The 23,684-nt window shown below is 69.9% G+C and carries 26 protein-coding genes and 2 pseudogenes; 13 read left to right on the forward strand and 15 right to left on the reverse strand.

The window, feature by feature from the left end; genetic code table 11:
• Positions 1-45 precede the first annotated feature (45 nt).
• The 7 genes from asnB to ABZS97_RS12210 form a co-directional block, all read right to left on the reverse strand.
• Positions 46-1,902 (reverse strand): asparagine synthase (glutamine-hydrolyzing), encoded by a 1,857-nt coding sequence (gene asnB / locus ABZS97_RS12180; RefSeq protein ID WP_356136528.1) that lies wholly within the window; start codon positions 1,900-1,902, stop codon positions 46-48.
• 511 nt (positions 1,903-2,413) lie between these two features.
• Positions 2,414-3,052: a phenazine biosynthesis FMN-dependent oxidase PhzG gene (phzG, locus tag ABZS97_RS12185; protein WP_356136530.1), complete on the reverse strand. Its 639-nt coding sequence runs from the start codon at positions 3,050-3,052 to the stop codon at positions 2,414-2,416.
• A 21-nt stretch (positions 3,053-3,073) separates the two neighbouring features.
• Positions 3,074-3,904, reverse strand: coding sequence for a PhzF family phenazine biosynthesis isomerase (locus ABZS97_RS12190; RefSeq protein ID WP_356136532.1), 831 nt, complete (start codon positions 3,902-3,904; stop codon positions 3,074-3,076).
• Positions 3,905-3,932: 28 nt separating this feature from the next.
• A complete protein-coding gene (locus ABZS97_RS12195; RefSeq protein ID WP_356136534.1) occupies positions 3,933-4,262 on the reverse strand; it encodes a hypothetical protein in 330 nt (109 codons plus the stop codon).
• Positions 4,252-6,171, reverse strand: coding sequence for an anthranilate synthase family protein (locus ABZS97_RS12200; protein WP_356136536.1), 1,920 nt, complete (start codon positions 6,169-6,171; stop codon positions 4,252-4,254). Before ABZS97_RS12200 ends, ABZS97_RS12195 begins: the two co-directional genes overlap by 11 nt.
• Positions 6,168-6,794: an isochorismatase family protein gene (locus ABZS97_RS12205; protein ID WP_356136538.1), complete on the reverse strand. Its 627-nt coding sequence runs from the start codon at positions 6,792-6,794 to the stop codon at positions 6,168-6,170. Before ABZS97_RS12205 ends, ABZS97_RS12200 begins: the two co-directional genes overlap by 4 nt.
• A gap of 248 nt (positions 6,795-7,042) precedes the next feature.
• Entirely contained in the window at positions 7,043-8,050 is a 1,008-nt protein-coding gene (locus tag ABZS97_RS12210) for a methyltransferase (RefSeq protein ID WP_356136540.1), read from the reverse strand.
• A 396-nt stretch (positions 8,051-8,446) separates the two neighbouring features.
• On the opposite strand from ABZS97_RS12210, the gene ABZS97_RS12215 reads away from it, so the two are divergent.
• Entirely contained in the window at positions 8,447-8,794 is a 348-nt protein-coding gene (locus ABZS97_RS12215; protein WP_356136542.1) for a hypothetical protein, read from the forward strand.
• A 62-nt stretch (positions 8,795-8,856) separates the two neighbouring features.
• On the opposite strand, the gene ABZS97_RS12220 is transcribed toward ABZS97_RS12215, so the two are convergent.
• Positions 8,857-8,988 carry a hypothetical protein gene (locus tag ABZS97_RS12220; RefSeq protein WP_356136544.1) on the reverse strand — a complete coding sequence of 44 codons (132 nt, stop codon included), beginning with the start codon at positions 8,986-8,988 and terminating at the stop codon, positions 8,857-8,859.
• A gap of 223 nt (positions 8,989-9,211) precedes the next feature.
• Here ABZS97_RS12220 and ABZS97_RS12225 point away from each other — a divergent pair.
• The 5 genes and pseudogenes from ABZS97_RS12225 to ABZS97_RS12245 form a co-directional block, all read left to right on the forward strand.
• Positions 9,212-9,508: pseudogene (locus ABZS97_RS12225) on the forward strand (hypothetical protein); the annotation flags it as partial.
• A 641-nt stretch (positions 9,509-10,149) separates the two neighbouring features.
• Positions 10,150-11,562 (forward strand): family 2B encapsulin nanocompartment shell protein, encoded by a 1,413-nt coding sequence (locus ABZS97_RS12230; RefSeq protein ID WP_356136546.1) that lies wholly within the window; start codon positions 10,150-10,152, stop codon positions 11,560-11,562.
• 104 nt (positions 11,563-11,666) lie between these two features.
• Positions 11,667-12,977, forward strand: coding sequence for a family 2 encapsulin nanocompartment cargo protein terpene cyclase (locus ABZS97_RS12235; RefSeq protein WP_356136548.1), 1,311 nt, complete (start codon positions 11,667-11,669; stop codon positions 12,975-12,977).
• 30 nt (positions 12,978-13,007) lie between these two features.
• Positions 13,008-13,898 carry a geranyl diphosphate 2-C-methyltransferase gene (locus tag ABZS97_RS12240; protein WP_356136550.1) on the forward strand — a complete coding sequence of 297 codons (891 nt, stop codon included), beginning with the start codon at positions 13,008-13,010 and terminating at the stop codon, positions 13,896-13,898.
• 99 nt (positions 13,899-13,997) lie between these two features.
• On the forward strand, positions 13,998-14,366 hold the full coding sequence (locus ABZS97_RS12245; RefSeq protein ID WP_356136552.1) for a metalloregulator ArsR/SmtB family transcription factor: 369 nt from the start codon (positions 13,998-14,000) through the stop codon (positions 14,364-14,366).
• On the opposite strand, the gene ABZS97_RS12250 is transcribed toward ABZS97_RS12245, so the two are convergent.
• Together ABZS97_RS12250 and ABZS97_RS12255 are read right to left on the reverse strand one after the other, a co-directional pair.
• The gene (locus ABZS97_RS12250; RefSeq protein ID WP_356136554.1) at positions 14,306-15,124 is read right to left on the reverse strand and encodes an aquaporin; all 819 of its coding nucleotides are present in this window, start codon (positions 15,122-15,124) and stop codon (positions 14,306-14,308) included. The two genes, ABZS97_RS12245 and ABZS97_RS12250, sit on opposite strands and share 61 nt — an antisense overlap.
• Before the next feature lie 37 nt (positions 15,125-15,161).
• Positions 15,162-15,476: a metalloregulator ArsR/SmtB family transcription factor gene (locus ABZS97_RS12255; protein ID WP_356136556.1), complete on the reverse strand. Its 315-nt coding sequence runs from the start codon at positions 15,474-15,476 to the stop codon at positions 15,162-15,164.
• A gap of 69 nt (positions 15,477-15,545) precedes the next feature.
• Here ABZS97_RS12255 and ABZS97_RS12260 point away from each other — a divergent pair, with 69 nt between their 5' ends.
• The 4 genes from ABZS97_RS12260 (at position 15,546) to ABZS97_RS12275 (ending at position 17,352) form a co-directional block, all read left to right on the forward strand.
• Positions 15,546-15,965: an arsenate reductase ArsC gene (locus tag ABZS97_RS12260; protein ID WP_356136559.1), complete on the forward strand. Its 420-nt coding sequence runs from the start codon at positions 15,546-15,548 to the stop codon at positions 15,963-15,965.
• Positions 15,966-16,148: 183 nt separating this feature from the next.
• Positions 16,149-16,634: a fluoride efflux transporter CrcB gene (gene crcB / locus ABZS97_RS12265; protein ID WP_356136561.1), complete on the forward strand. Its 486-nt coding sequence runs from the start codon at positions 16,149-16,151 to the stop codon at positions 16,632-16,634.
• Entirely contained in the window at positions 16,631-16,981 is a 351-nt protein-coding gene (locus ABZS97_RS12270) for a DUF190 domain-containing protein (RefSeq protein ID WP_356136563.1), read from the forward strand. Before crcB ends, ABZS97_RS12270 begins: the two co-directional genes overlap by 4 nt.
• The gene (locus ABZS97_RS12275; protein WP_356136565.1) at positions 16,978-17,352 is read left to right on the forward strand and encodes a CrcB family protein; all 375 of its coding nucleotides are present in this window, start codon (positions 16,978-16,980) and stop codon (positions 17,350-17,352) included. Before ABZS97_RS12270 ends, ABZS97_RS12275 begins: the two co-directional genes overlap by 4 nt.
• Here the strand turns inward: ABZS97_RS12275 and ABZS97_RS12280 are convergent.
• Complete coding sequence (locus tag ABZS97_RS12280) at positions 17,315-17,629, reverse strand: hypothetical protein (RefSeq protein WP_356136567.1); 315 nt, start codon at positions 17,627-17,629, stop codon at positions 17,315-17,317. The genes ABZS97_RS12275 and ABZS97_RS12280 overlap by 38 nt on opposite strands.
• Positions 17,630-17,803: 174 nt before the next feature.
• On the opposite strand from ABZS97_RS12280, the gene ABZS97_RS12285 reads away from it, so the two are divergent.
• Both ABZS97_RS12285 and ABZS97_RS12290 read left to right on the forward strand, forming a co-directional pair.
• A complete protein-coding gene (locus ABZS97_RS12285; protein ID WP_356136569.1) occupies positions 17,804-18,556 on the forward strand; it encodes an NAD(P)H-binding protein in 753 nt (250 codons plus the stop codon).
• 23 nt (positions 18,557-18,579) lie between these two features.
• Positions 18,580-18,663 (forward strand): annotated as a pseudogene (locus tag ABZS97_RS12290) (polysaccharide deacetylase family protein); the annotation flags it as partial.
• A gap of 45 nt (positions 18,664-18,708) precedes the next feature.
• Here ABZS97_RS12290 and ABZS97_RS12295 read toward each other — a convergent pair.
• The 3 genes from ABZS97_RS12295 to ABZS97_RS12305 all read right to left on the reverse strand — a co-directional run bounded on the left by ABZS97_RS12295 (position 18,709) and on the right by ABZS97_RS12305 (position 22,312).
• On the reverse strand, positions 18,709-19,944 hold the full coding sequence (locus tag ABZS97_RS12295; RefSeq protein WP_356136571.1) for a cytochrome P450: 1,236 nt from the start codon (positions 19,942-19,944) through the stop codon (positions 18,709-18,711).
• A 63-nt stretch (positions 19,945-20,007) separates the two neighbouring features.
• Positions 20,008-21,222, reverse strand: coding sequence for a cytochrome P450 (locus ABZS97_RS12300; RefSeq protein WP_356136574.1), 1,215 nt, complete (start codon positions 21,220-21,222; stop codon positions 20,008-20,010).
• A gap of 82 nt (positions 21,223-21,304) precedes the next feature.
• Positions 21,305-22,312: a DUF2278 family protein gene (locus ABZS97_RS12305; RefSeq protein ID WP_356136576.1), complete on the reverse strand. Its 1,008-nt coding sequence runs from the start codon at positions 22,310-22,312 to the stop codon at positions 21,305-21,307.
• Positions 22,313-22,440: 128 nt separating this feature from the next.
• On the opposite strand from ABZS97_RS12305, the gene ABZS97_RS12310 reads away from it, so the two are divergent.
• Positions 22,441-22,881 carry an SRPBCC family protein gene (locus tag ABZS97_RS12310; protein ID WP_356136578.1) on the forward strand — a complete coding sequence of 147 codons (441 nt, stop codon included), beginning with the start codon at positions 22,441-22,443 and terminating at the stop codon, positions 22,879-22,881.
• 144 nt (positions 22,882-23,025) lie between these two features.
• Here ABZS97_RS12310 and ABZS97_RS12315 read toward each other — a convergent pair whose 3' ends face one another.
• Positions 23,026-23,676: a hypothetical protein gene (locus ABZS97_RS12315; RefSeq protein ID WP_356136580.1), complete on the reverse strand. Its 651-nt coding sequence runs from the start codon at positions 23,674-23,676 to the stop codon at positions 23,026-23,028.
• Between the last annotated feature and the right edge of the window lie 8 nt (positions 23,677-23,684).

Here is a 23,684-nt window from a genome sequence, read left to right on the forward strand (position 1 = left end):
AGCGGTGCTGTCTCGATGCCGTCCGCAATCGACCGGAACTCGGTGTCAGAGGCGGAGTTCGGGGCGGTAGATGTCCAGCCAGGTGCTCAGGTCGAGCAGGCGCTCCATGCCGTTGCGGACGTGGATCGGCATGGAGGCCGGGTCCTGCCGTGTGATGTCCTCCAGCCAGCTGCGGTCGACCAGGTCGAAGACCGGGTCGTCGGTCGTGAGCAGTTCCTTGGACTGCTGCAGCAGCGCGCTGTTGTAGTGCGGGTCCAGAGTGGCGGGGTAGGAACTCTTCACCCGGTTCAGCACCGACTTGGGCAGCAGGTCGGCCGTCGCGGCGCGGAGCAGGCTCTTCTCCCGGCCGTCGAAGGTCTTCAACGACCACGGGGTGTTGTAGACGTACTCCACGAGGCGGTGGTCGCAGAAGGGGACCCGGACCTCCAGCCCGACGGCCATGCTGATCCGGTCCTTGCGCTCCAGGAGCATCCGGACGAAGCGCGTCACGTGCAGGTAGCACATCACCCGCATCCGCATCTCGTGGTCGCTCTCGCCCTCGGCCCGCTCGACCTCACCGACCGCGTCGGAGTAGCGGTCGCGGATATAGGTGGGCAGGTCGAGGGCGGCGGTGATGCCGGCGTTGAACCGGTCCGACGACTGGGCCTGCGGGCCGGTGACGAAGACGTCCATCCAGGGGAAGGTCTGCGCGGCCTGGACCTCCGGCTGGTGGAACCACCGGTACCCGCCGAAGACCTCGTCGGCGGACTCGCCGGACAGGGCGACCGTGGACTGCTGTCGGACGGCCTGGAACAGCTGGTAGAGCGAGGCGTCCACGTTACCGAAGCTGAACGGACTGTCCCGCGCGGTGATGACGGCGCGGCGCACGTCCGGGTCAGCGATCGCGGCGTGGTCGAGCGCGATGGACTCGTGCTGAGAGCCGACGTGAGCGGCCACCTCGAGTGCGTACGGGGCGTCCATCGTGCCACGCAGTTCGTCGCCGACGAAGTGGTCCTTCCGCCCGACGAAGTCCACCGCGAAGCTGCGCACCTTCTCGCCTGGCTCGCCGTGCTCCCCGGGCCGGCCCAGCTTGGCGGCGGCCAGCGCGGTGATCGCGCTGGAGTCCAGACCACCGGAGAGCAGGGTGCAGCGCGGGACGTCGGAGACCAGTTGACGGCTGACGATGTCCTCGAGCAGTTCGCGCACGGTGGCGACGGTGGTCTTCCGGTCGTCGGTGTGCGGACGGGTGGGCAGCGTCCAGTAGCGGTGCTCTCGCAGGCCGGAGCGGTCGACGGTGACCAGGCCGCCCGGGAGCACCTCGTGCATTCCGCACCACAGCGCACTGCCCGGCGTCTGGGTGAGGCTGACCAGCTCCCGCAGGCCGGCGAGGTCGACCGCGCGGTCCGCCAGCGGGTTGGCGAGGATCGCCTTCGGCTCGGAGCCGAACATCACACCGTCGTCGGTGCTGGAGTAGTAGAGCGGCTTGACGCCCATCCGGTCGCGGATCATCACGAGCTTCTCGACCCGGGAATCCCAGACGGCGAACGCGAACATGCCGTTGAGCCGTTCGGCGACCGCTTCGCCCCACTCCAGGTAGCCGTGGAGCACGACCTCGGTGTCGCTGCGGGTCTCGAACCGGTGACCCCGGCGGATCAGCTCGCTCCTGAGCTCGGTGTAGTTGTAGACCTCACCGCTGTAGGTGAGCGCCACCGGGCCGTCGTCGGTGGGCACCACCATGGGCTGGGTGCCGCCTTCGAGGTCGATGACCGCCAGCCTCCGATGACCGAGCGCCGCATGCCGGTCGAGCCAGGCGCCTCCGGCGTCCGGGCCCCGGCAGGCCATGGTCTGCGTCATCGCGTCCAGCTGCGTGCGCTGCTGAGTCAGATCCCGGTCGAACGAGACCCAGCCCGTAATTCCACACATCGCCTTGCCCTTCTTCCTCTTGAGTACATGATCCAGAGCACGGTCAGGGTTGGAGCTGGTCCGCATGCCGGCCGGAACCGTCACGCTCGTTACGCAGTCTCTGGCGCGACCGGTCTTCCGGTCGGCCTGCCAGAACTCGACCGACGCCGGCTCCGGCAGACAGCCCAGCCGGCGGTCCGAGCCGGGCCTCTCACCCTCACCTGGCGGTCGGCTCACGCCCGTAGCGCCCGGCTCACGCCCGGCTTTCGCGACGAGGAGTCCGGCACAGCCGGTACCTTCGTGGCGTTGTCCCTCACGGGCCACTCCTTTCGTATGGGACCGGTGGTGTGCCGAGGGCGGTCGGCTGATGCCGGGTGGACTGGCAGGACCTGGCCGCAGGCCCGCGCGAGTGGGTGGGTGGGGCCGCGCCGCATGCCGGGACGGGAAGTTCGCTCCGGCGACGCGCCACCAGTGGCGGCTTTGGCGTCCCGCCCCGGGGCCGTCGGCGGCCCGGGCCTTGTCGTCGAACTCCCTAAGGCTGCAGCCTGCTTGTGCGCCAGCCGTCGCCATGACGGTCGTAGCGCAGCCTGCGGTGCATCCTGTCCGGGTCCGCGCTCCAGAACTCGACGGCTGCCGGGCACAGCCGGTATCCGACGAACCGAGCCGGGCGGGGCAGCGCCGTACCCGTGGCCGACAGGCGCTCGGCCTCGGCGCGCAGGGCCGTGGCGTCCTCGAGCAGCTCACTCTGCCGGGACGCCGCCGACATGGCGTGCAGGGGGATCGGGCGGCCGAACCACAGGGCGTTCGACTCGGCGTCGGACATCTGCTCCACGGGGCCGGAGAGGATCAGCTGTCGGGCCGTCTCCCGCCAGTAGAGCACGCCGGACGCCCAGCCCGTGGCGGACAGCTCGCGGCCCTTCCGGCTGGTGCTGTGGCTGGTGAACACCAGGCCCTGCTCGGTCGTTTCGAGGACGGCGACGATCCGGTTGGAGGAGCGGCCCTCGGCGTCCGCAGTGGCCAGCGCCAGCGCAAGCGGTTCCCGGACACCGCGCGCGACGGCCTGCTCGATCCATTGCTTCACGAGCGCCATCGGTTCCGGTGGTGGTGCCTCGTATTCGGGGAAGTCGAGACCGATCTCGCCGGTGAGACTCTCCAGCCTGCTGGTACCCATCACAACCTCGCTCTCGCGCATTCACACGTGGATGACGCCGCGGGCGACGACAACGCCGTGGCCGCCCACCCGGACGTCGTCGACGCGGTCCCCCGACCCGTGGGCGGTGGCGAACATGTAGGAAGGGCGGCCCATGTCGGCCCCCTGGAGGATTTCGATCTCCTGCCCGTACTCGGCGAGCCCGTGCCGGGCGAGGTGGACGGCGAGCGGTCCGGCCGCGGAGCCCGTGGCCGCGTCCTCGACCACGCCGTAGGCCGGCGAGAACATCCGCGTATGCCAGTGCGTGCCGCTGCCGGCGAAGCAGTTGGCGGCCATGTCGGGGAACTGGGCCAGGGCGCGGTGGTCGGGGTCGAGAGCGGACAGCGCGGCCACGCTCGACAGTCCCACGAAGATGTGGCGGGGCCCGTTGCGGTAGATCTCCACCGGTACGGTCGACGACTCGACCCCCAGCGCCTGAATGAGCTCCTTGACGCGCTCGTACGGCTTCCACGTCGGCACCGGCTGCCGCATCCGGACGGCTACTCCCCCGTCGTCGTAGAACTCGAACGGGATGATGCCCATGGCTGTCTCCAGCCGCAGGCTGTCCGTCTTCTTGACCTCGCCGAGAGCCACGGCCGTTCCGAGCAACGGATGACCGGCAAACGGCAGCTCGTTGACCGGTGTGAAGATCCGGATCCGGGCGTCTGCGCCCTGCTGGGCGGAGAGCACGAAGGTGACCTCCGACAGGTTCATTTCCTTGGCTATGCGCTGCATCCGGTCGCTGGTGAGGTCGTCGGCGTCGAAGAAGACGGCCACGGGGTTGCCTTCGAGCGGAGTGCGGGAGAAGGCGTCCACGACCACGTACTCGTGCATGAGGATCTCCGTAATGTGTGAGTTGGCCCTACGCCGTGAACACCGGGCCGGTCCCGTGGAGGGCGGCCAGCGCGTACGCGCCCTCCACGACGGCTTCGGCGGTGAAGACCGAGCGGTGGGTCGGCGGACAGCCGATAAGTTCGGACGCCCGGTTCGGCGGGAGGACTTGGGGCCGGTCGCCCTCCCACACCATCACCGCGCCCCACCGGTTGCGGTCCCGGTCCGCCATCCAGAACTTCAGCCGCAACCCGCGGACGCCGGCCCACTGCTCGACCGCGTCCTGACGCAGGTGCTCCCGGAGCGAGTCGATGGTCGCGGAGGACTGGTCCAGGTTCCACCACACGATGTCAAGCCTCATGACCCAGCGCCCTCCGGATCGAGGCGGCCACGATGCGGGGCCCGTCGACGGTGAGCACCGACTCGGGGTGGAACTGCATCGAGGTGAAACGGGGGCCGCGCAGGGCGTGCACCTCACCGGTCAGTGGGTCACGGCTCATCTCCACCGGTCCGACGCCGTCGACGTGGCGCCGGTCCTCGGTACTGCGGGCCGCGAACGTGTTGTAGAACCCCACCTGCTCCCGCGCACCGAACAGGTCGATCCCCCGCTGCACGCCCTGGTTGGGTGCGTCACGACGTACGAGGTCCAGTCCCAGCCTCCTGCTGAGCACCTGGTGGCTCAGGCAGACGGCGACGAAGGGCCGGCGTCGGGCCAGGAGTTCGTCGACCACCGACCGCAGGCGGAGGATCTTCAGATCGTCGTCCGCGCGAGGATCGCCGGGGCCCGGGCCCATGACCACCAGGTCGTACCCGTCGAGCGTGGCGTCGTCGAAGCGCTGGATCGCCACTTGCAGTCCCAGCGCGTCCAGCTGCAGGCCCAGCATCGCGGTGAAGGAGTCCTCCGCGTCGATCACCAGCGTCTTCAGCCCCGTCAGCCCCGCCGGCCGTACCGACTCGGCCACCGCCGCCCGGTGTGATGCGTGGTCCTTCAGCCAGAAGCCCGCGATGTCCGCATTGCGACGCCGCAACGCGGACACCACCTCCGGGTGTTGTCCGAAACGGGAGGCGCCGCCGGACTGCAGAGCGGAAACGAGCCCGGAGACCTTGGCGTGGGTCTCGGCCACCTCCGAGAACGGATCGGAGTGGCGCACGACTGTGGCGCCGACCCCGATCCGCACCCGGCCGCCCGCATCGATGTCGGCGGTGCGGATCAGGATGGCGGAGTCGAGGGTGCGTTCGCCGTCCGCGTCCGTACCGATCAGCGCGGCGATCCCGCTGTAGTAGCCCCGCCCCTGCGGCTCGTACCGGCTGATCACACGCGCGGCGCTCTCCAGCGGGCTGCCGGTGACCGTGGGGGCGAACATCGACTCGCGGAGGATGTCGCGTACGTCGAGGTCGGTTCTGCCGTCGATGAAGTACTCGGTGTGGGCCAGCCGCCCCATCTCTTTCAGGTGGGGCCCGGTCACCCGGCCCCCGCGCTCGCAGATTCGCGCCATCATCTTGAGTTCCTCGTCGAGCACCATGTAGAGCTCCTCGGTCTCCTTGCGGTCGGCGAGGAACTCTGTGACGCCCTGCAGGGTGGGTCCGGCGGGCGGGTAGCGGTAGGTGCCGCTGATGGGGTTCATCACGGCCGTTCCGCCGCTCAGCGAGACGTGGCGCTCCGGGGTGGCGCCCACGAAGGTGCGCTCCCCGGTGTGGATGACGAAGGTCCAGTACGTGCCCGGCTCCCGGGCCAGCAGGGCGCAGAAGGCGGACAGGGCGTGGCGCGGCGAGTAGTCGCTGAGGCAGGCCAGGAAGGACCGCCTGATGACGAAGTTGGCGCCCTCTCCGATGCCTATCTCGTCCGTGATGATCCGGCGTACGGTCTCGGCGTACTCCTCGTCCGACGTGTCGAAGTGCTGGTCGACCAGCCGGAGCGGCATCTGTGGGATGCGGGCCAGGAGTTCGGGCACCGTGGCCGTCTGCTGCGCGGTGACGGTCATGGCGAGCAGCGGTTCCCCGTCGTCGGGGACGGCGAACCCTCGCTCGGTGAGCTGCCGGTAGGGCACCAGCACCAGGACTTCCTGCCGTGGAACGGGCACGTTCACACCGCTGTCGTGGAGCGGGATGTCCGCCAACGACCGGAGCTGGGCCATGTCCCCCACCAGGACGTCGACGGTGGCCGGCGCGGCATGCGCTCCGGGCCGGTGGAGCAGGGCGAACGCGGTCGGCTCCAGGGAGAGAACGCGGTCGAGCGGGGTGCGGTCGGGGTTCTCGGTCGGCGCGCTCATGCCCGGAACACCTCGTCGGTCAGGACGACCGTCCCGCAGCGCCGCGCCGTGTAGTCCAGGGCCAGTCGGTGGTCGGCCTCGCAGAGGTCACCGGTGGCGTCGGCGACCAGGAACGGCTGGATGTCGTTGGTGAACGCCTCCAGTGCGGTGGCCAGCACACCGACGTGCGCGTAGACACCGCAGAGCACGAGCTGGTCGCGGCCGGCTGCCCGCATGCGCTCCAGCAGGTCCGAGCGGAAGAAGGCGCTGTAGCGCCATTTGGTCAGGCGCCAGTCGCCGGCGGCGGGGGCGAGCTCGGGCACGACCGCCCGGTCTTCCGGATCCGTGCGCATACCCGGTCCCCAGAAGTCCTTGAGCAGGCCGCGCTCGTGCTCGGTCATCCCGCCGGACTGCGCCGTGTAGGCCACCGGCACCCCCTCGGCCGCAGAGCGCTCGCGCAGGGTGGCGACATTGTCGATGATCTCGGCGCGCAGCGGGTCGGGGAAGCTCCTGAGGAAGTAGCCCTGCATGTCGTGGATGAGAAGGACCGCCCGTCGGGGGTCGGCAGTCCACTGGATGACGTTCTCGGGAACGCTCGCGGTGGTGGGCAGGGGGTACGAACGGATGGGGGGTATGCCCTTCATGGGCGGCTTCTTCCGAGAGAGGGAGGATCATCCGGGCGTGGTGGGGAGGGGGACTCGGGACGTGGGGAGGGGATACGCCGGGGACGCCCCGTGTCGCCGGCCGTCGCCGGAGCGGGCACGACGTGCGTGGCCGTGTTGTCCGGCGCGGTCCGTGGCAGCAGGGGACCGCGCCGTCGGCCCGGCGGATGTGGTGCGGGAACGCAGGGACCGGTGGGTGGAGCGGTGCTGCGACGGACCGCGCAGGGGAGTCAGGCGCGCGGTGCGGCGATGAGCGCGGTGGTTTCCATCGGAAGCTCGGCGATCCGTTCGATGTCCAGGCCCGCCCGGTCCAGCAGGGACCGGAATCGATCGACGGAACGGTGTCCGCCGCCGGTCGTCATCAGCAGGTGCAGGTCCCATAGCGCGGGCAGCACGGTGGCGCCGTTGTCCACCACCATGCGGTCCATGACCAGTAGCCTGGAGGAGGGGCCGGTCATTGCGCGGCGGCAGTGCTCGAAGGCCGCGACGGCATCGTCGTCGGACCAGCCGGCCAACACCCGGCAGAAGATGTAGACGTCGCCACCCTCGGGTACTGACGTGAACATGTCTCCACCGAAGAGCTCGACCCGGTCCAGGCCGACCGTTCCCGCCAGGTACTCGCGGGCGATCGGGACGACGTGTTCGCGGTCGATCAGTTTCCCGCGGGCGTCCGGGGCCGCTTCAAGGATCACCGAGAGCAGGTGCCCGTTGCCGCCACCGCAGTCCACCACCGTCTTGTCGGAGAAGTCGAAGATCTCCGGTACGTGGTCGAAGAAGAGGTTGCCCGCCTTCATGGTCCGCTGGAACCGGTCGGCCAGGTCCGGGTGGCCGTCGAGGTGGCGATAGAGCGGCTCACCGTAGGCCAGCTCGAACCCGGCTGTCGATGTGCGGAAGCACTCCGCGGCATGACCCCACGCGGTGTAGAACTCCTCGCCGTACAGCAGGCACATGTCACGCATCGTCCCAGGCCGATCGAGCAGTGCGGTGCTCACCGGGGTGTTGCGGTAACCCGTCTCGGGGCCCCCCTCGAACACCCCCATCGCCACCAGCAGCCGCATCAGGCGGTGAATGCCCTGCTCCTCCACCCCCGCCGCCTCGGCGAGTTCGCCGTCGCGAGACAGGCCTGCTTCGATGTGATCGGGCAGTCTGAACTTCGCCGCTGCGTAGACGGCCTGTGCGCGCCACCCACCGGTGACGAGTTCGACCACTTCCTGCACGGCCTTCAGATCGCGTTTCATCTGTGAACTCTCCAGGCTGTCGGCACCCTTTTGACTGGCCCTATTCATCGCCTTGCACGAATTTCACCGCTCACTGCCTTGTGATGAATTCACTGGCTTGGAGCACTCCTTCAAATCATGTGAGCACCGCACCCACGCGACAACCCCAGAAAATCTCGCAAGAAATGAGGGGTTGCGGGGGCCCGGATCCCCGGCGGTGACTTCGTTGTTGCGGGCCGGTCCGAGGTCACGGCCGATCGCTCGCAGCCCAACTCCCTTGCCGCGGAGGGCATGGACAGCCGCGTACTGTTCCCGGATTCGGTCGGACAGGCGGCCTGCTGTCCGCGGCCCCGGCGCGGAGTGCGGTTCGAGTCCCATCGTCTTCATGACCGCACCGATCGGTGTGGCGGCGGAGTCGTGCGGTCTTCGGAGCAGAGCGCGGTGCTGGACGACGGTCTTCGCGACGGCACCCGCGAGAAGCACGGCCGCCGCGAACGGCTCCGCAACCTCATCTCGGGACTGCGCGTGGCGTGGCCCGGCACCTCGCTCACCGGCCGTGCCCGGATGACGTCATCCAGCGCACGTTCCCAGCGGCGGCTCCGGATGGCTCCCCAGTGGGCCCGTCGCAGAGCCGTACGGGAGAACAGCACGGCCTGGGCCGCGTCGCCGACGAGGAGGCAACGCCCCTGGCACAGATCGGTGGCGATGCGCTCCTGGCTTCCTGGGGTGGATGCCGAGCACATCGGCGATGACCAAAGGCGGTAGGTCTACCAGGGCGTCCATCATGGCGGTGTTCCGAGCTGCGCGGGCGGGCAGACCGTGGTGTCTCAGAGTGTCGGCGAGGCCGAGGGGGGTGACGCGGGCGTCCAGGACTTTGAGTCGTAGGCGCCTCGCGCTGTGGCGGTCCCGATGACGACCGGTTCGGCGCACAGTCCGCCGTTGAAGTGGGTGACGTTCATCCCGGTGACGATGTGCCCGTCGCAAGTGCGCGCCTCAGCAGCGACAGTGTGGTCTTGTCGCCACGGCAGTAGGTCTCTGCCGCTTGGAGGGCGGCTCGGACGAGTTCCTGGTCGACTGCGATCGTCGATGTGGTCATCATGCTCTGCTCCCGTGTGGCGTTATGCGGCATTCGCCTTGGCGACGATCTTCCGGAGGCGGGCGTCGGCGGTGTGCCGGTTCCACCGGGTTCGCGCCCTCGCCGACCGCGGAGCGCCTCGCGACCTGATCGACGTCTTCGCGGCCTCCCGCCGCTGGACGAACGCCGAGCTCGAGGAGTTCGGCCGCCGCCACGCCCGTGGCCGCTTCGAGCGCGAGGACCTCCAGACGAACCCGACCGGCGCCGAGTGGACGGACGACGAAGCCTTCACCGCCTACGGCCTCGACGACGCCACCATCACCGCTCTGCGCACCTGGGCCGTGGAGTGGGCCGACGACCTCGCGACCCGCCTCCTCGAAGAGCTCGGCGACCCCGACATCGACCAACACAGCACCGGGCGAGTCCTCGTCCTCTCTTCCCGCCGTCGCCGCCTTCCAGCCGGAGGCCGACTCGCCACCGGTCCGGAGTCCGCGCAGCACCCGTGCCGGACCGGCCGCTCGTGTTCCAGGACGAGCGCGCCGACGACTCCTCAAGAACGTCAGAGGAGCGGACAGAAGCACAGGGCAGCGCATGCATATCGAAGCGTCGCCCCGGCCGCACCATTGCCTCGGCTGAGTTCTGTCGCGTTTCCGATGCCGTGATGCGGTGCGCCGGGCGCGGCACGTGTGGACGGTGGCGGCGGCGGGCGGGCGTCGCCGGCCGGCTCGATCGCCCAAGGCGGCCTGGGTGCACGGCACTTGCATGGCCCTCGGCTCGCCGGTCCGCACCCTGGAAGCCGACCGGCCGCCCGTCGGCACGTTGCCCGATCGGGGCTGAATCCCGTCGGTACCCGGGCAAACATCGCGCGGGCGCGATCATCGCATCGAGTTAATGTCGCCCACTTTCCTTGGTCCACGGGGCGACGCGGCCATTAGGGTTCACCTGGATCTGGACCGATTCCCCTTTATATACATCGTTTTACAGCTATTGCCCGGTGGCGCCCGCATACGTGCCATCACCGCCCTGAACAAGGAGAGCCCGCCCGATGACTGTTGACTCGAGCCCGGAGGCGCGACTGGAGCCACCCCGGCACACCAGCCTCGGCACGGCGGCCGCCCGTAACCTCGCGACCACCACCAAGTCCGCCCCGCAGATGCAGGAGATCACCTCTCGCTGGCTGCTGCGGATGCTCCCCTGGGTGGAGACCAAGGGCGGGGTCTACCGGGTGAACCGTCGCCTGACCTACACCGTCGGCGACGGGCGCGTGGAGTTCGTCCAGAACGGCGGCGACGTCCGGGTGATCCCCCGTGAACTCGGCGAACTGGCCCTGCTGCGCGGCTTCGACGACGTGGAGGTGCTCACTGCCCTCGCCGATCGGTGCGTCCAACGCGACTTCCGGGCCGGCGAGGCGCTGGTGCAACGCGGCGCGCCCGCGGATCAGCTCCACCTGATCGCCCACGGCCGTATCAGCCGGACCTCCGTCGGCGAGTACGGCGACGAGGTCGCCCTGGACGTACTTGCAGATGGCGACCGGTTCGGGGACCACGCCCTGCTGGACGGGAACGCCCCTTGGGAGCACACCGCCACCGCCGAGACCTCCGGCACCCTGCTCACCCTGGCCCGCGCCGACTTCGAGGCCGTGCTGTCCACGGCGCCGGGCCTGCGGGACCACATCGAGTCGTTCACGTCGCTTCCCCGCCAACGGCAGAACCACCGCGGCGAGGCGGAGATCGCGATGTCGGCCGGCCACACCGGCGAGCATGAGCTGCCCGGGGCGTTCGTCGACTACGAACTGAATCCGCGCGAGTACGAACTCTCGGTCGCCCAGACCATTCTGCGGATCCATACGAGGGTCGCCGACCTCTACAACGAGCCGATGAACCAGACCAAGGAGCAACTCAGGCTCACCATCGAGGCGTTGCGCGAGCGCCAGGAACACGAGCTGATCAACAACAAGGAGTTCGGCCTGCTCAACAACGCCGACTTCAAGCAGCGCTTCCAGACACACTCCGGGCCGCCGACCCCGGACGACATGGACGAGCTGCTCTGCCGCCGTCGCGGGTCCAAGTTCTTCCTCGCGCACCCGAAGACCATCGCGGCGATCGGGCGCGAGTTCAACGCCCGCGGGCTCTATCCGGACCATGTCGACCTCGGTGGTCAGCAGGTCCCGGCCTGGCGCGGGGTTCCGATCCTTCCCTGCAACAAGATCCCGATCACGAAGGAGAAGACCAGCTCGATCCTGTGCATGCGTACCGGCGAGGACAACCAGGGTGTCATCGGTCTTCGTCAGACGGGTCTGCCGGACGAGTACGAACCGGGTCTGTCGGTCCGGTTCATGGGCGTCAACGAGCAGGCGATCATCTCCTACCTCGTCAGCACCTATTACTCCGCCGCCATCCTCGTGCCGGACGCGGTCGGCGTGCTGGAGAACGTACAGATCGCCCGGTGGCCCAGGTAGCGGGCTCGGCCTGCACGACATGGTGCGACACCCCGGACCTCCCGGATCGGTCGCGCAGACCTGAAAGGCCCGGGGCAGCCGCCCACCCCACGAAGGAGCCATCGATGCCCGCGCCTGAGCCGACATCTCCGCAGTCGAGCCTGCCGGCGGCCGCTGCCCACTTCGGGGCGCACGTCCTCTCCGAAGCCGCGGCCCGTGCCTGCGACATCAAGGCTGTCACCGGCGACCCACCCTGTGCGCAGGCGGCGCCCGCACCGCCCGCGCTTTCCGTGCCCGCACCACCACCCCCCGATGCCCCGACAGCCGTGATGCCGACACCGATCCCGGACCTGGAACGGATCCTGCGCGGCCCCAGCGGCGTGGGCACGGCGGGCCTGCGCCTGATCCCGCGGGAGCAGCCGCCGACGCCCTCGGAGCCGTCGGCAGCCACGGCGGAAGGCACGCCGATCCCGGGCCTCTACCACCACCAGGTGGCCGAGCCGGACCCGGTGCGGGTCGAGGAGGTCAGCCGAAGGATCAAGTCCTGGGCGCTGGACGAGGTCTCCCTGTATCCCGAGGACTGGGAGGAGCAGTTCGACGGCTTCTCCGTGGGCCGCTACATGGTCGGCTGCCATCCGGACGCACCCACCATCGACCACCTCATGATCGCCACCCGTCTGATGGTGGCCGAGAACGCGGTGGACGACTGCTACTGCGAGGACCACGGAGGCTCGCCCGTCGGCCTCGGCGAACGCCTTCTGCTGGCGCACACCGCACTCGACCCCGTTCACACGACCGAGGAGTACCAGGGGGACTGGGCGAAGTCGCTCCACGCGGACGCGCCCCGGCGTGCCTACCGCTCCGCCATGGACTACTTCAACCAAGCAGCCAGCCCCTCCCAGACCGACCGATACCGGCACGACATGGCCCGGCTTCACCTGGGGTACCTCGCCGAAGCCGCCTGGGCCCAGATGGACCACGTACCCGAGGTGTGGGAGTACCTGGCGATGCGCCAGTTCAACAACTTCCGCCCCTGCCCGACCATCACCGACACCATCGGCGGCTACGAGCTGCCGTCGGACCTGCATGCCCGGAGCGCCATGCAGAAGGTCATCGCGCTCGCGGGGAACGCGACGACCATCGTCAACGACCTGTACTCGTACACCAAGGAACTCGACGCTCCCGGGCGGCACCTGAACCTGCCCGTCGTGATCGCCGAACGTGAGGGCCTCTCCGACCGGGACGCCTATCTGAAGGCGGTCGAGGTCCACAACGACCTCATGCACGACTTCGAGAGCAACGCCGCGGCCCTGGCCGTCGACTGCCCCGTCCCGACCGTGCAGCGCTTCCTGCGAGGCGTGGCCGCCTGGGTCGACGGAAACCACCACTGGCACCGGACCAACACCTATCGCTACAGCCTGCCCGACTTCTGGTAACGACTTCCGGTAAGAAGATTGGACTCATCTGTGACCAGCACGACCAGCACCGAACTCACCGCCACCGACGCCTCTGTGCTCATTCCCGGCCCGGCGACTCCCTACCAGGGAGACATCGCCCGCTACTGGGACGGGGAGGCCAGGCCCGTGAACCTGCGTCTCGGCGATGTCGACGGTCTCTACCACCACCACTACGGCATCGGTGAAGTCGACCACTCCGCACTCGGCGACGCCGAGGACAGTGAGAGCGAGAAGAGGCTGATCGCCGAGCTCCACCGGCTGGAGTCGGCGCAGGCCGATGTCCTCCTGGGGCACCTCGGCGACATCGGGCGTGACGACACCCTCGTGGACGCCGGCTGCGGGCGCGGCGGGTCGATGGTGATGGCGCACCAACGCTTCGGATGCAAGGTCGAAGGTGTCACGCTGTCGGCCAAGCAGGCCGACTTCGCCAACCGGCGGGCCCACGAACTCCGCATCCAGGACCACGTACGCGCCCGCGTCTGCAACATGCTCTCCACGCCCTTCGAGACCGGGCAGGCCGCGGCCTCGTGGAACAACGAGTCGAGCATGTACGTCGACCTGCAGGACCTCTTCGCGGAACACTCCCGCATCCTCGAGGTCGGCGGTCGCTACGTGACCATCACCGGCTGCTGGAACCCGCGGTACGGCCAGCCTTCGAAGTGGGTCTCCCAGATCAACGCGCACTTCGAGTGCAACATCCACTCCCGCCGGGAGTACCTGCGCGCCATGGCCGACAACCGCCTGGTGCCGCAGGCCGTCGTCGACCTCACGCCCGACACGCTGCCCTACTGGGAGCTGCGGGCAACGTCCTCGCTGGTCACGGGGATCGAGGACGCGTTCATCAACTCCTACAGGGACGGGTCCTTCCAGTACCTCCTCATCGCAGCCGACCGAGTCTGACCTGCCGCTGCCGAGTCTGACCTGCCGGTGCCGGGCCTGGGGCCGCCCTTGACGGGACGGCCCCTCGCCCGCTGGTTCGACATGTGTCAACATAGATGTATGTCGAACACCACGGTCCTGCCGCTGCTGGAACCCGAGAGCCCCGAGGCAGTGGCGCCGTGCTGCCCCCCGCTCACCGAACGGCCGCTGACCGCCGAGGAGGCCGAGAAGACGGCCCGGATGTTCAAGGCGCTGGGCGATCCTGTCCGGCTGCGGCTGTTCTCGGCGGTGGCCTCGCACGAGGACGGCGAGGCGTGCGTGTGCGACATCTCCGACGTCGGCGTCTCCCAGCCGACCGTCTCCCACCACCTGAAAAAACTCAAGGAGGCCGGCCTGCTGACCTCCGAGCGGCGCGGGACCTGGGTCTACTACCGGGTCGAGCCGTCCGTGGTCGCCTCGATGGGCCGGATGCTCGGCACCCTCGGCTGAGCCGGCCGGCGGGGCAGGAAGATCAGCGCCACCAGCGCCAGCCCGACCACCGCACCGACGAGCTGCATCCCGACGAACCCCGCGACCGAGCCGGGAGCGATGCCCGCGAAGGTGTCGGTGAACGCGCGGCCGATCGTCACCGCCGGGTTGGCGAACGAGGTGGACGAGGTGAACCAATAGGCGGCGCCGATGTACGAGGCGACGGCCACCGGGGCGAAACGCAGGCGATCCGTGCGGGCCAGGCCGAAGATCAGCAGTATGAGGCCGGCGGTTGCCACGACCTCGCCGAGCAGCAGATGTCCGGCCGAACGGTCGTGGGTGGACCACTTGACCAGCGGCTCGCCGAACATCGCGTCCGCGAGGACGGCGCCCGCGATCGCACCGGCGATCTGTGCGGGGACGTACGCCGCCGCCTCGCGCAGGGTGACACCGGCGCCGCCACGGCGGGCCGTCCACCACTCGGCCAGGGTGACCACCGGGTTGAAGTGCGCGCCGGAGACCGGGCCGAGCAGCAGGATCAGTACGCCGAGGCCGAGAACGGTGGCCGTCGAGTCGGCGAGCAGCTGCAGGCCGACGTCCTTGGTCAGCTCGGTGGCCTGGATTCCGGAGCCGACCACGACCGCCACCAGGGCTGCCGTACCGACCAGTTCGGCCGCGACACGCGCGACCAGCGGAGCAGCGGCGGGTGCTACGGCGTACTCCCCGGACCTGTCGTGCCCGGTGGCCTCAGCGGCTTCAGTGGCCTCGGTGGCGGTCAACAGGATCTCCTCGGTGCAGGTCGCCTGCGGGGCGGGTTCAGGGGCAGGAGCGCTTGACGTTGTTCTCGGCGGTGGCCCGCGCGGTCCTGGCGAGGTCGGCGAACCGACCGGCGAGGGTGGCGATGACCTCGGGCTTGAGCCGGTAGTAGGTGAACCGGCCGCACGGCTCGGTCTCCACGACGCCGGCGTCACGCAGCACCTTCAGATGGTTGGAGAGGTTGGTCTGTCTGGCCCCCGTCTCCTCGATCAGGTGCGTGGTGCAGAGCGTCTCCCTGGCCAGCAGGGTGACGATCCGGAGACGGAGCGGGTCGGCCAGGACCCGCATCAGATCAGCGTCGACCGACGTCAGCATGGACTGATACTGTCACATCACTTCTCGCTGATACCAGCCGGGGCTGATCCATTCGTGAAGGAAGAACCGATGCCCTCCAGCCCGCTCGCCTCCGTGCTGTTCGTCTGCGTCCACAACGCCGGGCGCTCGCAGATGGCCGCCGGATTCCTCGACCACCTCGCGGGCGACCGGATCGAGGTCCGCTCCGCCGGCTCCGTGCCGGGCGACCGGGTCAACCCCTCCGCGGTCGAGGCGATGAAGGAGGTCGGCATCGACATCGCCGGCGCCCAGCCGAAGATCCTGACCACCGAGGCCGTCCAGGCGTCCGACTACGTGATCACCATGGGCTGCGGCGACGCCTGTCCGGTCTTCCCGGGCAAGAAGTACCTCGACTGGGCCCTGGAGGACCCGGCCGGCAAGGGTGTCGGGTCCGTCCGCCCCATCCGCGACGAGATCAGGACCCGCATCGAGTCCCTGATCACCGAGATCGACGGCCGGCAGGAGACGTAACCTCCCGTATGAGCCGTGAGGCCTCGCGGAGTAGCCTGAGTGTCTGCGGTGCTCCTGGTGTGCGCCGCGCGGCGGTGGGGCCCGCCGTACCCCAACCGCGGCGACGGCGCCGCCAACGGTCCCTGCTTGCGACGTGAGCGCGCCCGAAGACGGCTGGGCGCCGTGCGAGTAGGAGATGTCTGCATGGGAGAGGCCCGATCCCCGGTGCTCGGCGAACCCACCGACCCCGACGTCGATCTGCGTGTGCCCGCACAGCGGCATGAGCTGCTGCGCGGCCAGTGGCCGATCATCGCGGCTGTTTCGGTCGGCGGCGGCATCGGAGCCTCGGCCCGCTACGGCGCGGCGCTGCTGTGGCCGACCGCGGCCGGCTCCTTCCCCTGGACGACCTTCTGGGTGAACGTGATCGGCTGCGGCGTCATCGGCGTCTTCATGGTGGTCATCACCGACGTGTGGGCCGCGCACCGCCTCGTCCGCCCCTTCTTCGGCACCGGCGTCCTCGGCGGTTTCACCACGTTCTCCACCTACGCCGTGGACATCCAGCGCCTCTTCGACGACGGCCGCGCCGGCACCGGCCTGGCCTACCTCGCCGCCACCATGCTCGCGGCGTTGGCCGCGGTGTGGACCACGGCGAACCTGACCCGCCGTGTGATCGAGTGGAGGCAGTCATGACCCGGCTGACCGGCACCGCCCTGCGAGTGACGATCTTCATCGGCGAGAACGACACCTGGCACCACAAGCCCCTGTTCTCCGAGATCGTCCACCGCGCGCACGCCGCCGGACTCGCGGGCGCCAGCGTCTTCCGCGGCATCGAGGGCTACGGCGCCTCCTCGCTCATCCACACCACCCGGCTGCTGTCCCTGAGCGAGGACCTGCCCGTCGCGATCGTCATCGTCGACACCGAGGACCGTGTCCGCGCCTTCCTCCCCCAACTGGACGAACTCGTCGGTGAGGGCCTGGTGATCCTCGACGACTGCGAGGTCATCCGCTACGTCGGCCGCGACGGGGAGCACAGGTGAACTGGCTGCTGGTCGTGGTCGGCGCGATGGCCGGGGCCCCGCTGCGCTACCTGACCGACCGCACCGTGCAGACCCGGCACGACACCGTCTTTCCCTGGGGCACCTTCACGGTCAACACGGCCGGCTGCCTCATCCTCGGCCTGATCACCGGCGCGATCACCGCCGGCGGCGCCTCCTCCCACGTTCAACTCCTGCTGGGCACGGGCCTGTGCGGCGCGCTGACGACGTACTCGACCCTCTCCTACGAGACGCTGCGGCTGGCCGAGCAGGGCGCCCGCTTCTTCGCCGCGGCCAACGCCGCCGCCGGCATCGTCGCCGGCCTCGGCGCCGCCTTCACCGGAGCCGCGATCGCCCAGTCGATCTGGGCCTGACCCCGCGTGACGCCCTGCGGCGCAGGGTGCGCAGCGTCCCCGTGGCACCGGCCGCCGGCAGAGCCCCGGCGGCGACACCCACCGGGAGGCCGGGGAGCCGGGAGGTGTCGGTGGTGGTGGCGGCGTTCTCCGGCGCCGGGCCCGGCGTGATGCTCGTGGCGACGGGCGCGATGTGCCGGATCGGGCCGACGGACCTGATGGAGCCGTCCGCGTTCAGCAGCACCTGCTTGTCGCTCGGGTGGCGGAAGTCGAACATGCCCGCCCAAAAGAAGGCCATGCCCGAAGGTTCCCTCCGGGCTCACCCGCGCGGACCGGGACGAGTCCCGGCGGGGCTGTCACAGCTGAGCGGGCTGTCCTGTCATCTTTGGTGAGCGGGACGAAGATCCACGCCGGTCAGCGGCGGGCCGTCCTCGGCTCTCGGTCGAAGTTGCCGGAAAAGGGTGTGGTTGGCATGAGGATCGCCGTGATCGGTGGCACCGGGCTCATCGGGTCGCAGGTCGTCGAAATCCTGCGGGCGGAGGGGCACGAGGCGATGCCGCTCTCGCTGTCGACCGGTGTGGATCTCCTCACCGGTCAGGGCCTGGGCGAAGCGCTGAAGGGCGCCGAGGTCGTGGTGAACCTGACGAATTCGCCGACCTTCGACGACGCGTCGGGGGCCTTCTTCCACACGACGATGGACAACCTCCTGGCGGCGGCCGACCGTGCGGGTGTCGGCCACGCGGTGATCCTCTCCATCGTCGGCGCGGAACAGGTGCCCGACCTGGCCTACTACCGTGCCAAGGTCCTCCAGGAGGACATTCTCAAGGCCGGACCCGTGCCGTACTCGATCGTCCGCGCCACCCAGTTCTTCGAGTTCATGGACGCGGCGTTCTCGTGGACGGCCGACGAGACCACCGTCCGGCTGCCCGCCACCCCCGTGCAGCCGATGGCCGCTGCCGATGTGGCCCGTGCCGTCGCCGAGGTCAGTGTGGGCAGCCCGCTGCGAGGCACCCGCAACGTCGCGGGTCCCGAGGTCTTCCCTCTCGACGAGCTGGGCAGGATCACCCTCGCCGCCCGTGGCGACCACCGCACCGTCGTCACCGACGCCGGCGCCGGCATGTTCGCCGCCGCGCCCGGCAACGCCCTCATCGCCGAGGAAGACGCCGTCATCGCTCCCACCGCGTACCGGAAGTGGCTGGAAGGTCAGCCCCGGTCAGCGGACTGACGCCCTCACCGACCCGCACGAGGAAGCAGCGGGGGTACGTGTTCGTGACCCTGCCGCGGCTACTGGCACCGGGCAGGGCAGAGCCGGGAACCGTGTATCGACCGTAGCTCCCGGCTTCCCCTCCTCAACGGACGTTCTTCATGAAGGGACGGTCAGGCCAGCCGGACCGGCAGCGACCGGTAGCCGTGGCCGATGAAGGACTCGCCGAGCCGCGCGGGACCCGCCGCCTCGTCGAGACGCAGCCCGGGGAAGCGTTCGAAGAGCGCCGGGAGCGCGATGGACGCCTCCAGACGGGCCAATGGGGCACCCATGCAGTAGTGGACACCGTGGCCGAAGGACAGATGCTCGTTGTCGGCGCGGGAGATGTCGAAGGCGTGCGCGTTCGCCCCGTGTTTCAGCGGATCCCGGCCGGCCGCCGCGTACATCGCGAGGATGGCGTCGCCCTGCGGGATCACCGTGCCGTCGGCGAGCTTGATGTCCTCGACGGCGAACCGGAGGGGGACATTGGCGATCGAGGGGGCCCAGCGAAGGGTCTCCTCGATGACGTCGCTCCACGCGGCCTCGCCGCGGCGTACGCGTTCCAGCTGGTCGGGATGGGTCAGCAGGGCGTGCACCGCGTTGCCGATCAGGTTGACCGTCGTCTCGTGGCCGGCGCCGATGACGATGAGGAAGGTGTCGACGAGTTCCTGCTCGGTGAGGTGCGAGCCCTCCTCGTCGCGGGCCCCGATCAGGACGCTCGCCATGTCGTCGCCGGGCTGCTCGCGCTTGAGGGCGACCAGCCCGGTGAGCAGTTCGTGGACCTCCGCCCAGGTGGTCATGACCTGTTCGGGGGTCGCGGTGGTGTCCATGTTGGCCTCGATGAGGCGTGCGGTCTCGGCCCGCCATTCCTCCGGCACCCCGAACAGCTCGCACATCACCTGCATCGGAAGCGGGTGCGCGTAAGCGGTGCGCAGATCGAGGCGCCCGTCGGGTGCCTCGGCCATGCGGTCGAGCAGGGTGGTGGAGATCTCCTCGATGCGGGGCTTCAAGGCGTCGGTACGGCGCTTCGTGAACGCGGGTGAGACGAGCTTGCGCAGCCTTCGGTGGTTGGCGCCGTACGCGGTGATCATGTTGGACACGCCGACCCAGAGGCTGACCCAGGTGTCGCGGTACTGGCCGTCGATCCAGGCGTTCCAGTGCTGGTTGGGATCCTTCGAGACCCGGTCGTCGGCGAGGAGCTGCCTGAGGACCTCGTGCTGGGTGGTGGCCCAGGCGCGTATGCCGCCGGGGAGTTCGACGAGGGCGACGGGGCCGCGGGCGCGCAGGCGGTCCGCCTCGCCGTGGATGTCACCACCCGCGGGGTCGATGACGAAGGGCTGGTCCAGTATGTCGTAGGGCTGGTCCGGCACGAGGCCTCCTGTTCGTGGGGTGAACACCAGGGTCTGATCACGGAGTTCGATCACAGGGTTCGATCACGGGACGAGGTGCAGGCGGTGCGGGGAGCGGTGGATCAGGGTGGGGCGCATGGTCACCGGGTGGTCCCCGGCGAGTCGCAGTCCGGGCAGGCGGCGCGTCAACAGCTCCAGCGTGATGCGGAGTTGCTCGCGGGCCAGCTGCGATCCGGGGCAGCTGTGCACACCCAGGCCGAACGCCAGATGGCGGGCCGGGGCGCGGGTGATGTCGAAGGTGTCGGGTAGCGGGTGCCGGGCGGCATCCCGCCCCGCGGCACCGAAGGCGACGAACACGCTTGACTCCGGCGGGAGTTCTTTGCCCGCCAGGGTGACCGTGCGGGTGGTGACGCGCCGGAAGCCCTGGAGCGCGGTGTCGTAGCGGAGGGCCTCCTCGACGGCCGCCGGAATGCGGTCGGGTTCCGCGCACAGCAGCTCCCACTGCTCCCGGTGGCTCAGGAGGTGGAGCACCGTGGTGCCGATGAGGGCGGCGGTGGTCAGATGGCCGGCGATCAGCAGGTTCTGCAGATGCGCGACGAGTTCGTGCCGCTGATCCAGCGTGAGGTCCCCGTCACCCGGGGCGAGGGAGGCGATCAGCTCGCCCGCGAGATCCTCGCGCCGCTCGCCCCGCCGCCGTACGCAGGCGTCCAGGAGATGCTGCATCGCGACGACGTCCTGAGCGGCGGCCACTTGCTCGTCCTCTTCGAGGGGGCGGAACAGCAACTCCTCCGCGCGGTACCCGCCATGGACGACGGCAGGTACGTCATCGGGGTCGAGCCCGACGATCCTGCCCATGACGTCGCCGGGCAGGCGTCGCGCGTACGCCGACATCAGCTCGACGTGCCGGTCCTCGGCGAAGGCGTCCACGAGCGAGGCGGCACGCTCGGCGACGTACGGGAGGACGGCCGCGACCCGCGCGGGCGACAGGCCGCGCACGATCGGGGCGCGCAGCCGCTGGTGGAGCACGCCGTCCGCGGTGACGACGACGGGCCGGCCGCCGAAACCCCCGCCCAGCACGGCCAGTGCGACGGGCGAGGGCACGACGTCCGGCCGCAGCGCGCCCGCCGAGGAGAAGTCGTCGGGCCTGCGCAGCACTTCGCGGACGTCCTCGTCCCGCGCGACGAGCCAGGCGTCCAGCTCGGGGACGTGGACGAGCCCCTCGGACTGCCGCGCCCGTGCGTAGTGCGGGTAGGGATCGCGCTGCAACTCGTCGAGCCCGCCGTGCAGTTGACGGTTCACAGACAGTCGTCCTCCGGGCAGAGGTGTGCGGTCGCGGGACATCGTGCGGTAAGGCGTCGCGCCGGTGACAGGGACGCCGTGCTCAGAACACCAGGGTCCAGCCTTCTCGCGCGGCCTGCTCGGCGGTGTAGGAGACGCCGTGCACCTTGAGGCCGTCCGCACCCAGCAGGGTGATCTGGCCGCCGTGGTTGCCCAGTTGGACACCGTCGGTGAGCGGGACGACGAGAGCGGCGCCGGCGGCGAGCGGACCGGCGGGCACCGCGCAGCCGTGGCCGAGCCGGTCGGCTACCTGCCAGCCCGTGAGGTCGACCGGATCGGGCGAGGCGTTGATGAGCGTGACGGTCTCGGACTCCGGGGCCGGTCCCGGCGGGTTGACCAGGGCGGCGACGACACGGACCGGCCCGCCGCCGGCCTCGGGGCGGGGGTGGCCGGGGTCGAGGGTGTGACCGGTGGCGTCGTCCGTGTGCCAGGCCTGGCTCTGGAAGGCGAGGAAGACGCCGACCCAGCGAGACTGGGCGGGGAAGTGGATCAGCAGTCCGCCGTCCTGCCACACCCCGTCGTCGTCCTCGAAGCGGCGGCTGTTGCCCTGGTTCATATGGATGTCGTGGACGCCGTTGCCCGGCAGGAAGCCGAAGACCTTGTCGCGGACGGCCGGTTCGGGCCCGAAGCGTTCACCGAACACGTACGTCCGGGCGTCCGGGTCGGCGACCGCGCGGCGCACGTAGTGGTCGAGCAGGTCGGCCAGGTCGTTGTCGGGGCCGTCCACGTCCGGCGGCAGCGAGCGCATTTTCGCCGGGTCGAAGAGGTTCCCGCGGACGAAGTCGAGGTTCGGTCCGGAGGGCCCCGACGGCAGCCCGTTCCAGCCGGACGCCAGGCCCTCCAGGGCGGCGGTGACGGGGTGCCTGAAGTCGTCGTCGACCAGATAGAGCAGCTCCGAGGGCCGCTCCTGCGACTGCACGTTGACCGCCGCGCGGTAGTGGACTCCCTGATCATCCGTCAGGTGGATCTGGTAGTGCGGGGTGTCGGCGGAACCCTCTCGTCGGGTGTCGACTGCCCGTGTGATCAAAACGCCGTACGCCTTCAGCGGCATGACGACCAACTCCCCCTGGAGGCAGGCACGTTGCCCACCCCATGCGGGCATGTTAGGGCCCCGGCCGCCACATACCGGCTGGTCCGGTCGAAAATTTACGTCCCTGATCGCCCGCCTACGATCACTTCGTGGCCCTCTTCCTGCTGGAACGCACGACTCCGCTTCCCCCCGCCGAGAGCTGGCGGCGGCTCACGGCCTGGCCGCGCCATGCCGACGTCGTCCCGCTGACCCGTGTCAGCGTGGTCACGCCTCCGCCGACCCGGGTGGGCACGGTGTTCGTGGCGCGGTCCGGGGTCGGTCCGGTGGCGTTCGACGACCCGATGGAGGTCGTCGTATGGCGGCCGCCCGAGGACGGCGCGCCGGGCCGGTGCCGCCTGGCCAAGCGCGGCACGTTCGTCACCGGCTGGGCCGAGATCGAGGTCCATCCGTCGGACGGCGGCGGCTCGCGCGTGGTGTGGCGGGAGGAGCTGCTGGTGCGCCGGCTGCCGGGGTTCCTCGACCGGCCGCTGGCCTGGACGGCGCGGCGGATGTTCGGGCGCGCGGCGGAGGGGTTGCTGCGAGCGGGCTGACCTTCGGCGTCGCCTTCGGCATCGACCGTGACGTCGGCATCGGCATCGGCCCTGACTTCGGCATCGGCGCCCGCCTGGCTCGCGACTCGCCCTGGACGCCGCCGTGACCGCGACGGCCGCCGCAGGAGGAGAGTCACCCGGGGATCATGGTCTGCCCGGGTCGGGATCCCCGTTCGCGGCGACCGCCAGTTTGTCGCCGCGCTCGCGGTCGCCGTCGCCCCTGGTGCTGAGGATCGTGTCGCAGACCTCGCGCAGCTTGTCCGTCGCCTGCTTCGAGAAGAGGCCGCACAGGCCCGCGATACCGCAGAAGCCGTACGGATTGGTCGCCCCGGCGCCCGAGCTGCCGGCGAACAGTCCGCCGCGCAGCAGGAAGTACACCAGCAGGGCCAGCGCCACACCGATACCGGCCCTGAGCAGGTACCACCACAGCCAGCTCGCGTACAGCCGCCTGTTGCCCACATAGGTCGCGAACGACGTGGCCGCGTGGACGAAGCTGCCCAGCCCGCTGCAGAGGATCACCGCGAGCAGCATCGCGGTGTCGGCGGTGAGCGACCACCCCCCGAGCCCGAAGGGCGACCAGGATGACGCCCCGGCGCCCGCGCCCCCGTCCGTGCCGGGCTGGACCAGGCCGAGCATCACCGGCCACAGACTCACGAGAGCTCCGCATACGAACACCAGGTCGGCCAGGAGAAAGACACCCAGTACGGCAGTGGCCACCGGTGACAGACAACGCCCGTTCGCCGTGCCGCCGTCGCCGCCCTGGACCGCGGCCAGTTCCTCCGTCGCCCCGCTCAACTTCCCGC

This window comes from Streptomyces sp. NPDC005485, assembly GCF_040606085.1.
Taxonomy (GTDB): domain Bacteria; phylum Actinomycetota; class Actinomycetes; order Streptomycetales; family Streptomycetaceae; genus Streptomyces.

Excerpts from the sequence above, each read along its gene's own strand:
- ABZS97_RS12280 (WP_356136567.1), bottom strand. The coding sequence starts at position 17,629 with ATGGCCTTCTTTTGGGCGGGCATGTTCGACTTCCGCCACCCGAGCGAC.
- ABZS97_RS12245 (WP_356136552.1), top strand. The coding sequence starts at position 13,998 with ATGTCGAACACCACGGTCCTGCCGCTGCTGGAACCCGAGAGCCCCGAG.
- ABZS97_RS12220 (WP_356136544.1), bottom strand. The coding sequence starts at position 8,988 with ATGAACGTCACCCACTTCAACGGCGGACTGTGCGCCGAACCGGTCGTC.
- asnB (WP_356136528.1), bottom strand. The coding sequence starts at position 1,902 with ATGTGTGGAATTACGGGCTGGGTCTCGTTCGACCGGGATCTGACTCAG.
- ABZS97_RS12190 (WP_356136532.1), bottom strand. The coding sequence starts at position 3,904 with ATGCACGAGTACGTGGTCGTGGACGCCTTCTCCCGCACTCCGCTCGAA.
- ABZS97_RS12285 (WP_356136569.1), top strand. The coding sequence starts at position 17,804 with ATGAGGATCGCCGTGATCGGTGGCACCGGGCTCATCGGGTCGCAGGTC.
- ABZS97_RS12260 (WP_356136559.1), top strand. The coding sequence starts at position 15,546 with ATGCCCTCCAGCCCGCTCGCCTCCGTGCTGTTCGTCTGCGTCCACAAC.
- ABZS97_RS12205 (WP_356136538.1), bottom strand. The coding sequence starts at position 6,794 with ATGAAGGGCATACCCCCCATCCGTTCGTACCCCCTGCCCACCACCGCG.
- ABZS97_RS12270 (WP_356136563.1), top strand. The coding sequence starts at position 16,631 with ATGACCCGGCTGACCGGCACCGCCCTGCGAGTGACGATCTTCATCGGC.
- ABZS97_RS12305 (WP_356136576.1), bottom strand. The coding sequence starts at position 22,312 with ATGCCGCTGAAGGCGTACGGCGTTTTGATCACACGGGCAGTCGACACC.
- phzG (WP_356136530.1), bottom strand. The coding sequence starts at position 3,052 with ATGGGTACCAGCAGGCTGGAGAGTCTCACCGGCGAGATCGGTCTCGAC.
- ABZS97_RS12210 (WP_356136540.1), bottom strand. The coding sequence starts at position 8,050 with ATGAAACGCGATCTGAAGGCCGTGCAGGAAGTGGTCGAACTCGTCACC.
- ABZS97_RS12235 (WP_356136548.1), top strand. The coding sequence starts at position 11,667 with ATGCCCGCGCCTGAGCCGACATCTCCGCAGTCGAGCCTGCCGGCGGCC.
- ABZS97_RS12200 (WP_356136536.1), bottom strand. The coding sequence starts at position 6,171 with ATGAGCGCGCCGACCGAGAACCCCGACCGCACCCCGCTCGACCGCGTT.
- crcB (WP_356136561.1), top strand. The coding sequence starts at position 16,149 with ATGGGAGAGGCCCGATCCCCGGTGCTCGGCGAACCCACCGACCCCGAC.
- ABZS97_RS12255 (WP_356136556.1), bottom strand. The coding sequence starts at position 15,476 with ATGCTGACGTCGGTCGACGCTGATCTGATGCGGGTCCTGGCCGACCCG.
- ABZS97_RS12195 (WP_356136534.1), bottom strand. The coding sequence starts at position 4,262 with ATGAGGCTTGACATCGTGTGGTGGAACCTGGACCAGTCCTCCGCGACC.
- ABZS97_RS12230 (WP_356136546.1), top strand. The coding sequence starts at position 10,150 with ATGACTGTTGACTCGAGCCCGGAGGCGCGACTGGAGCCACCCCGGCAC.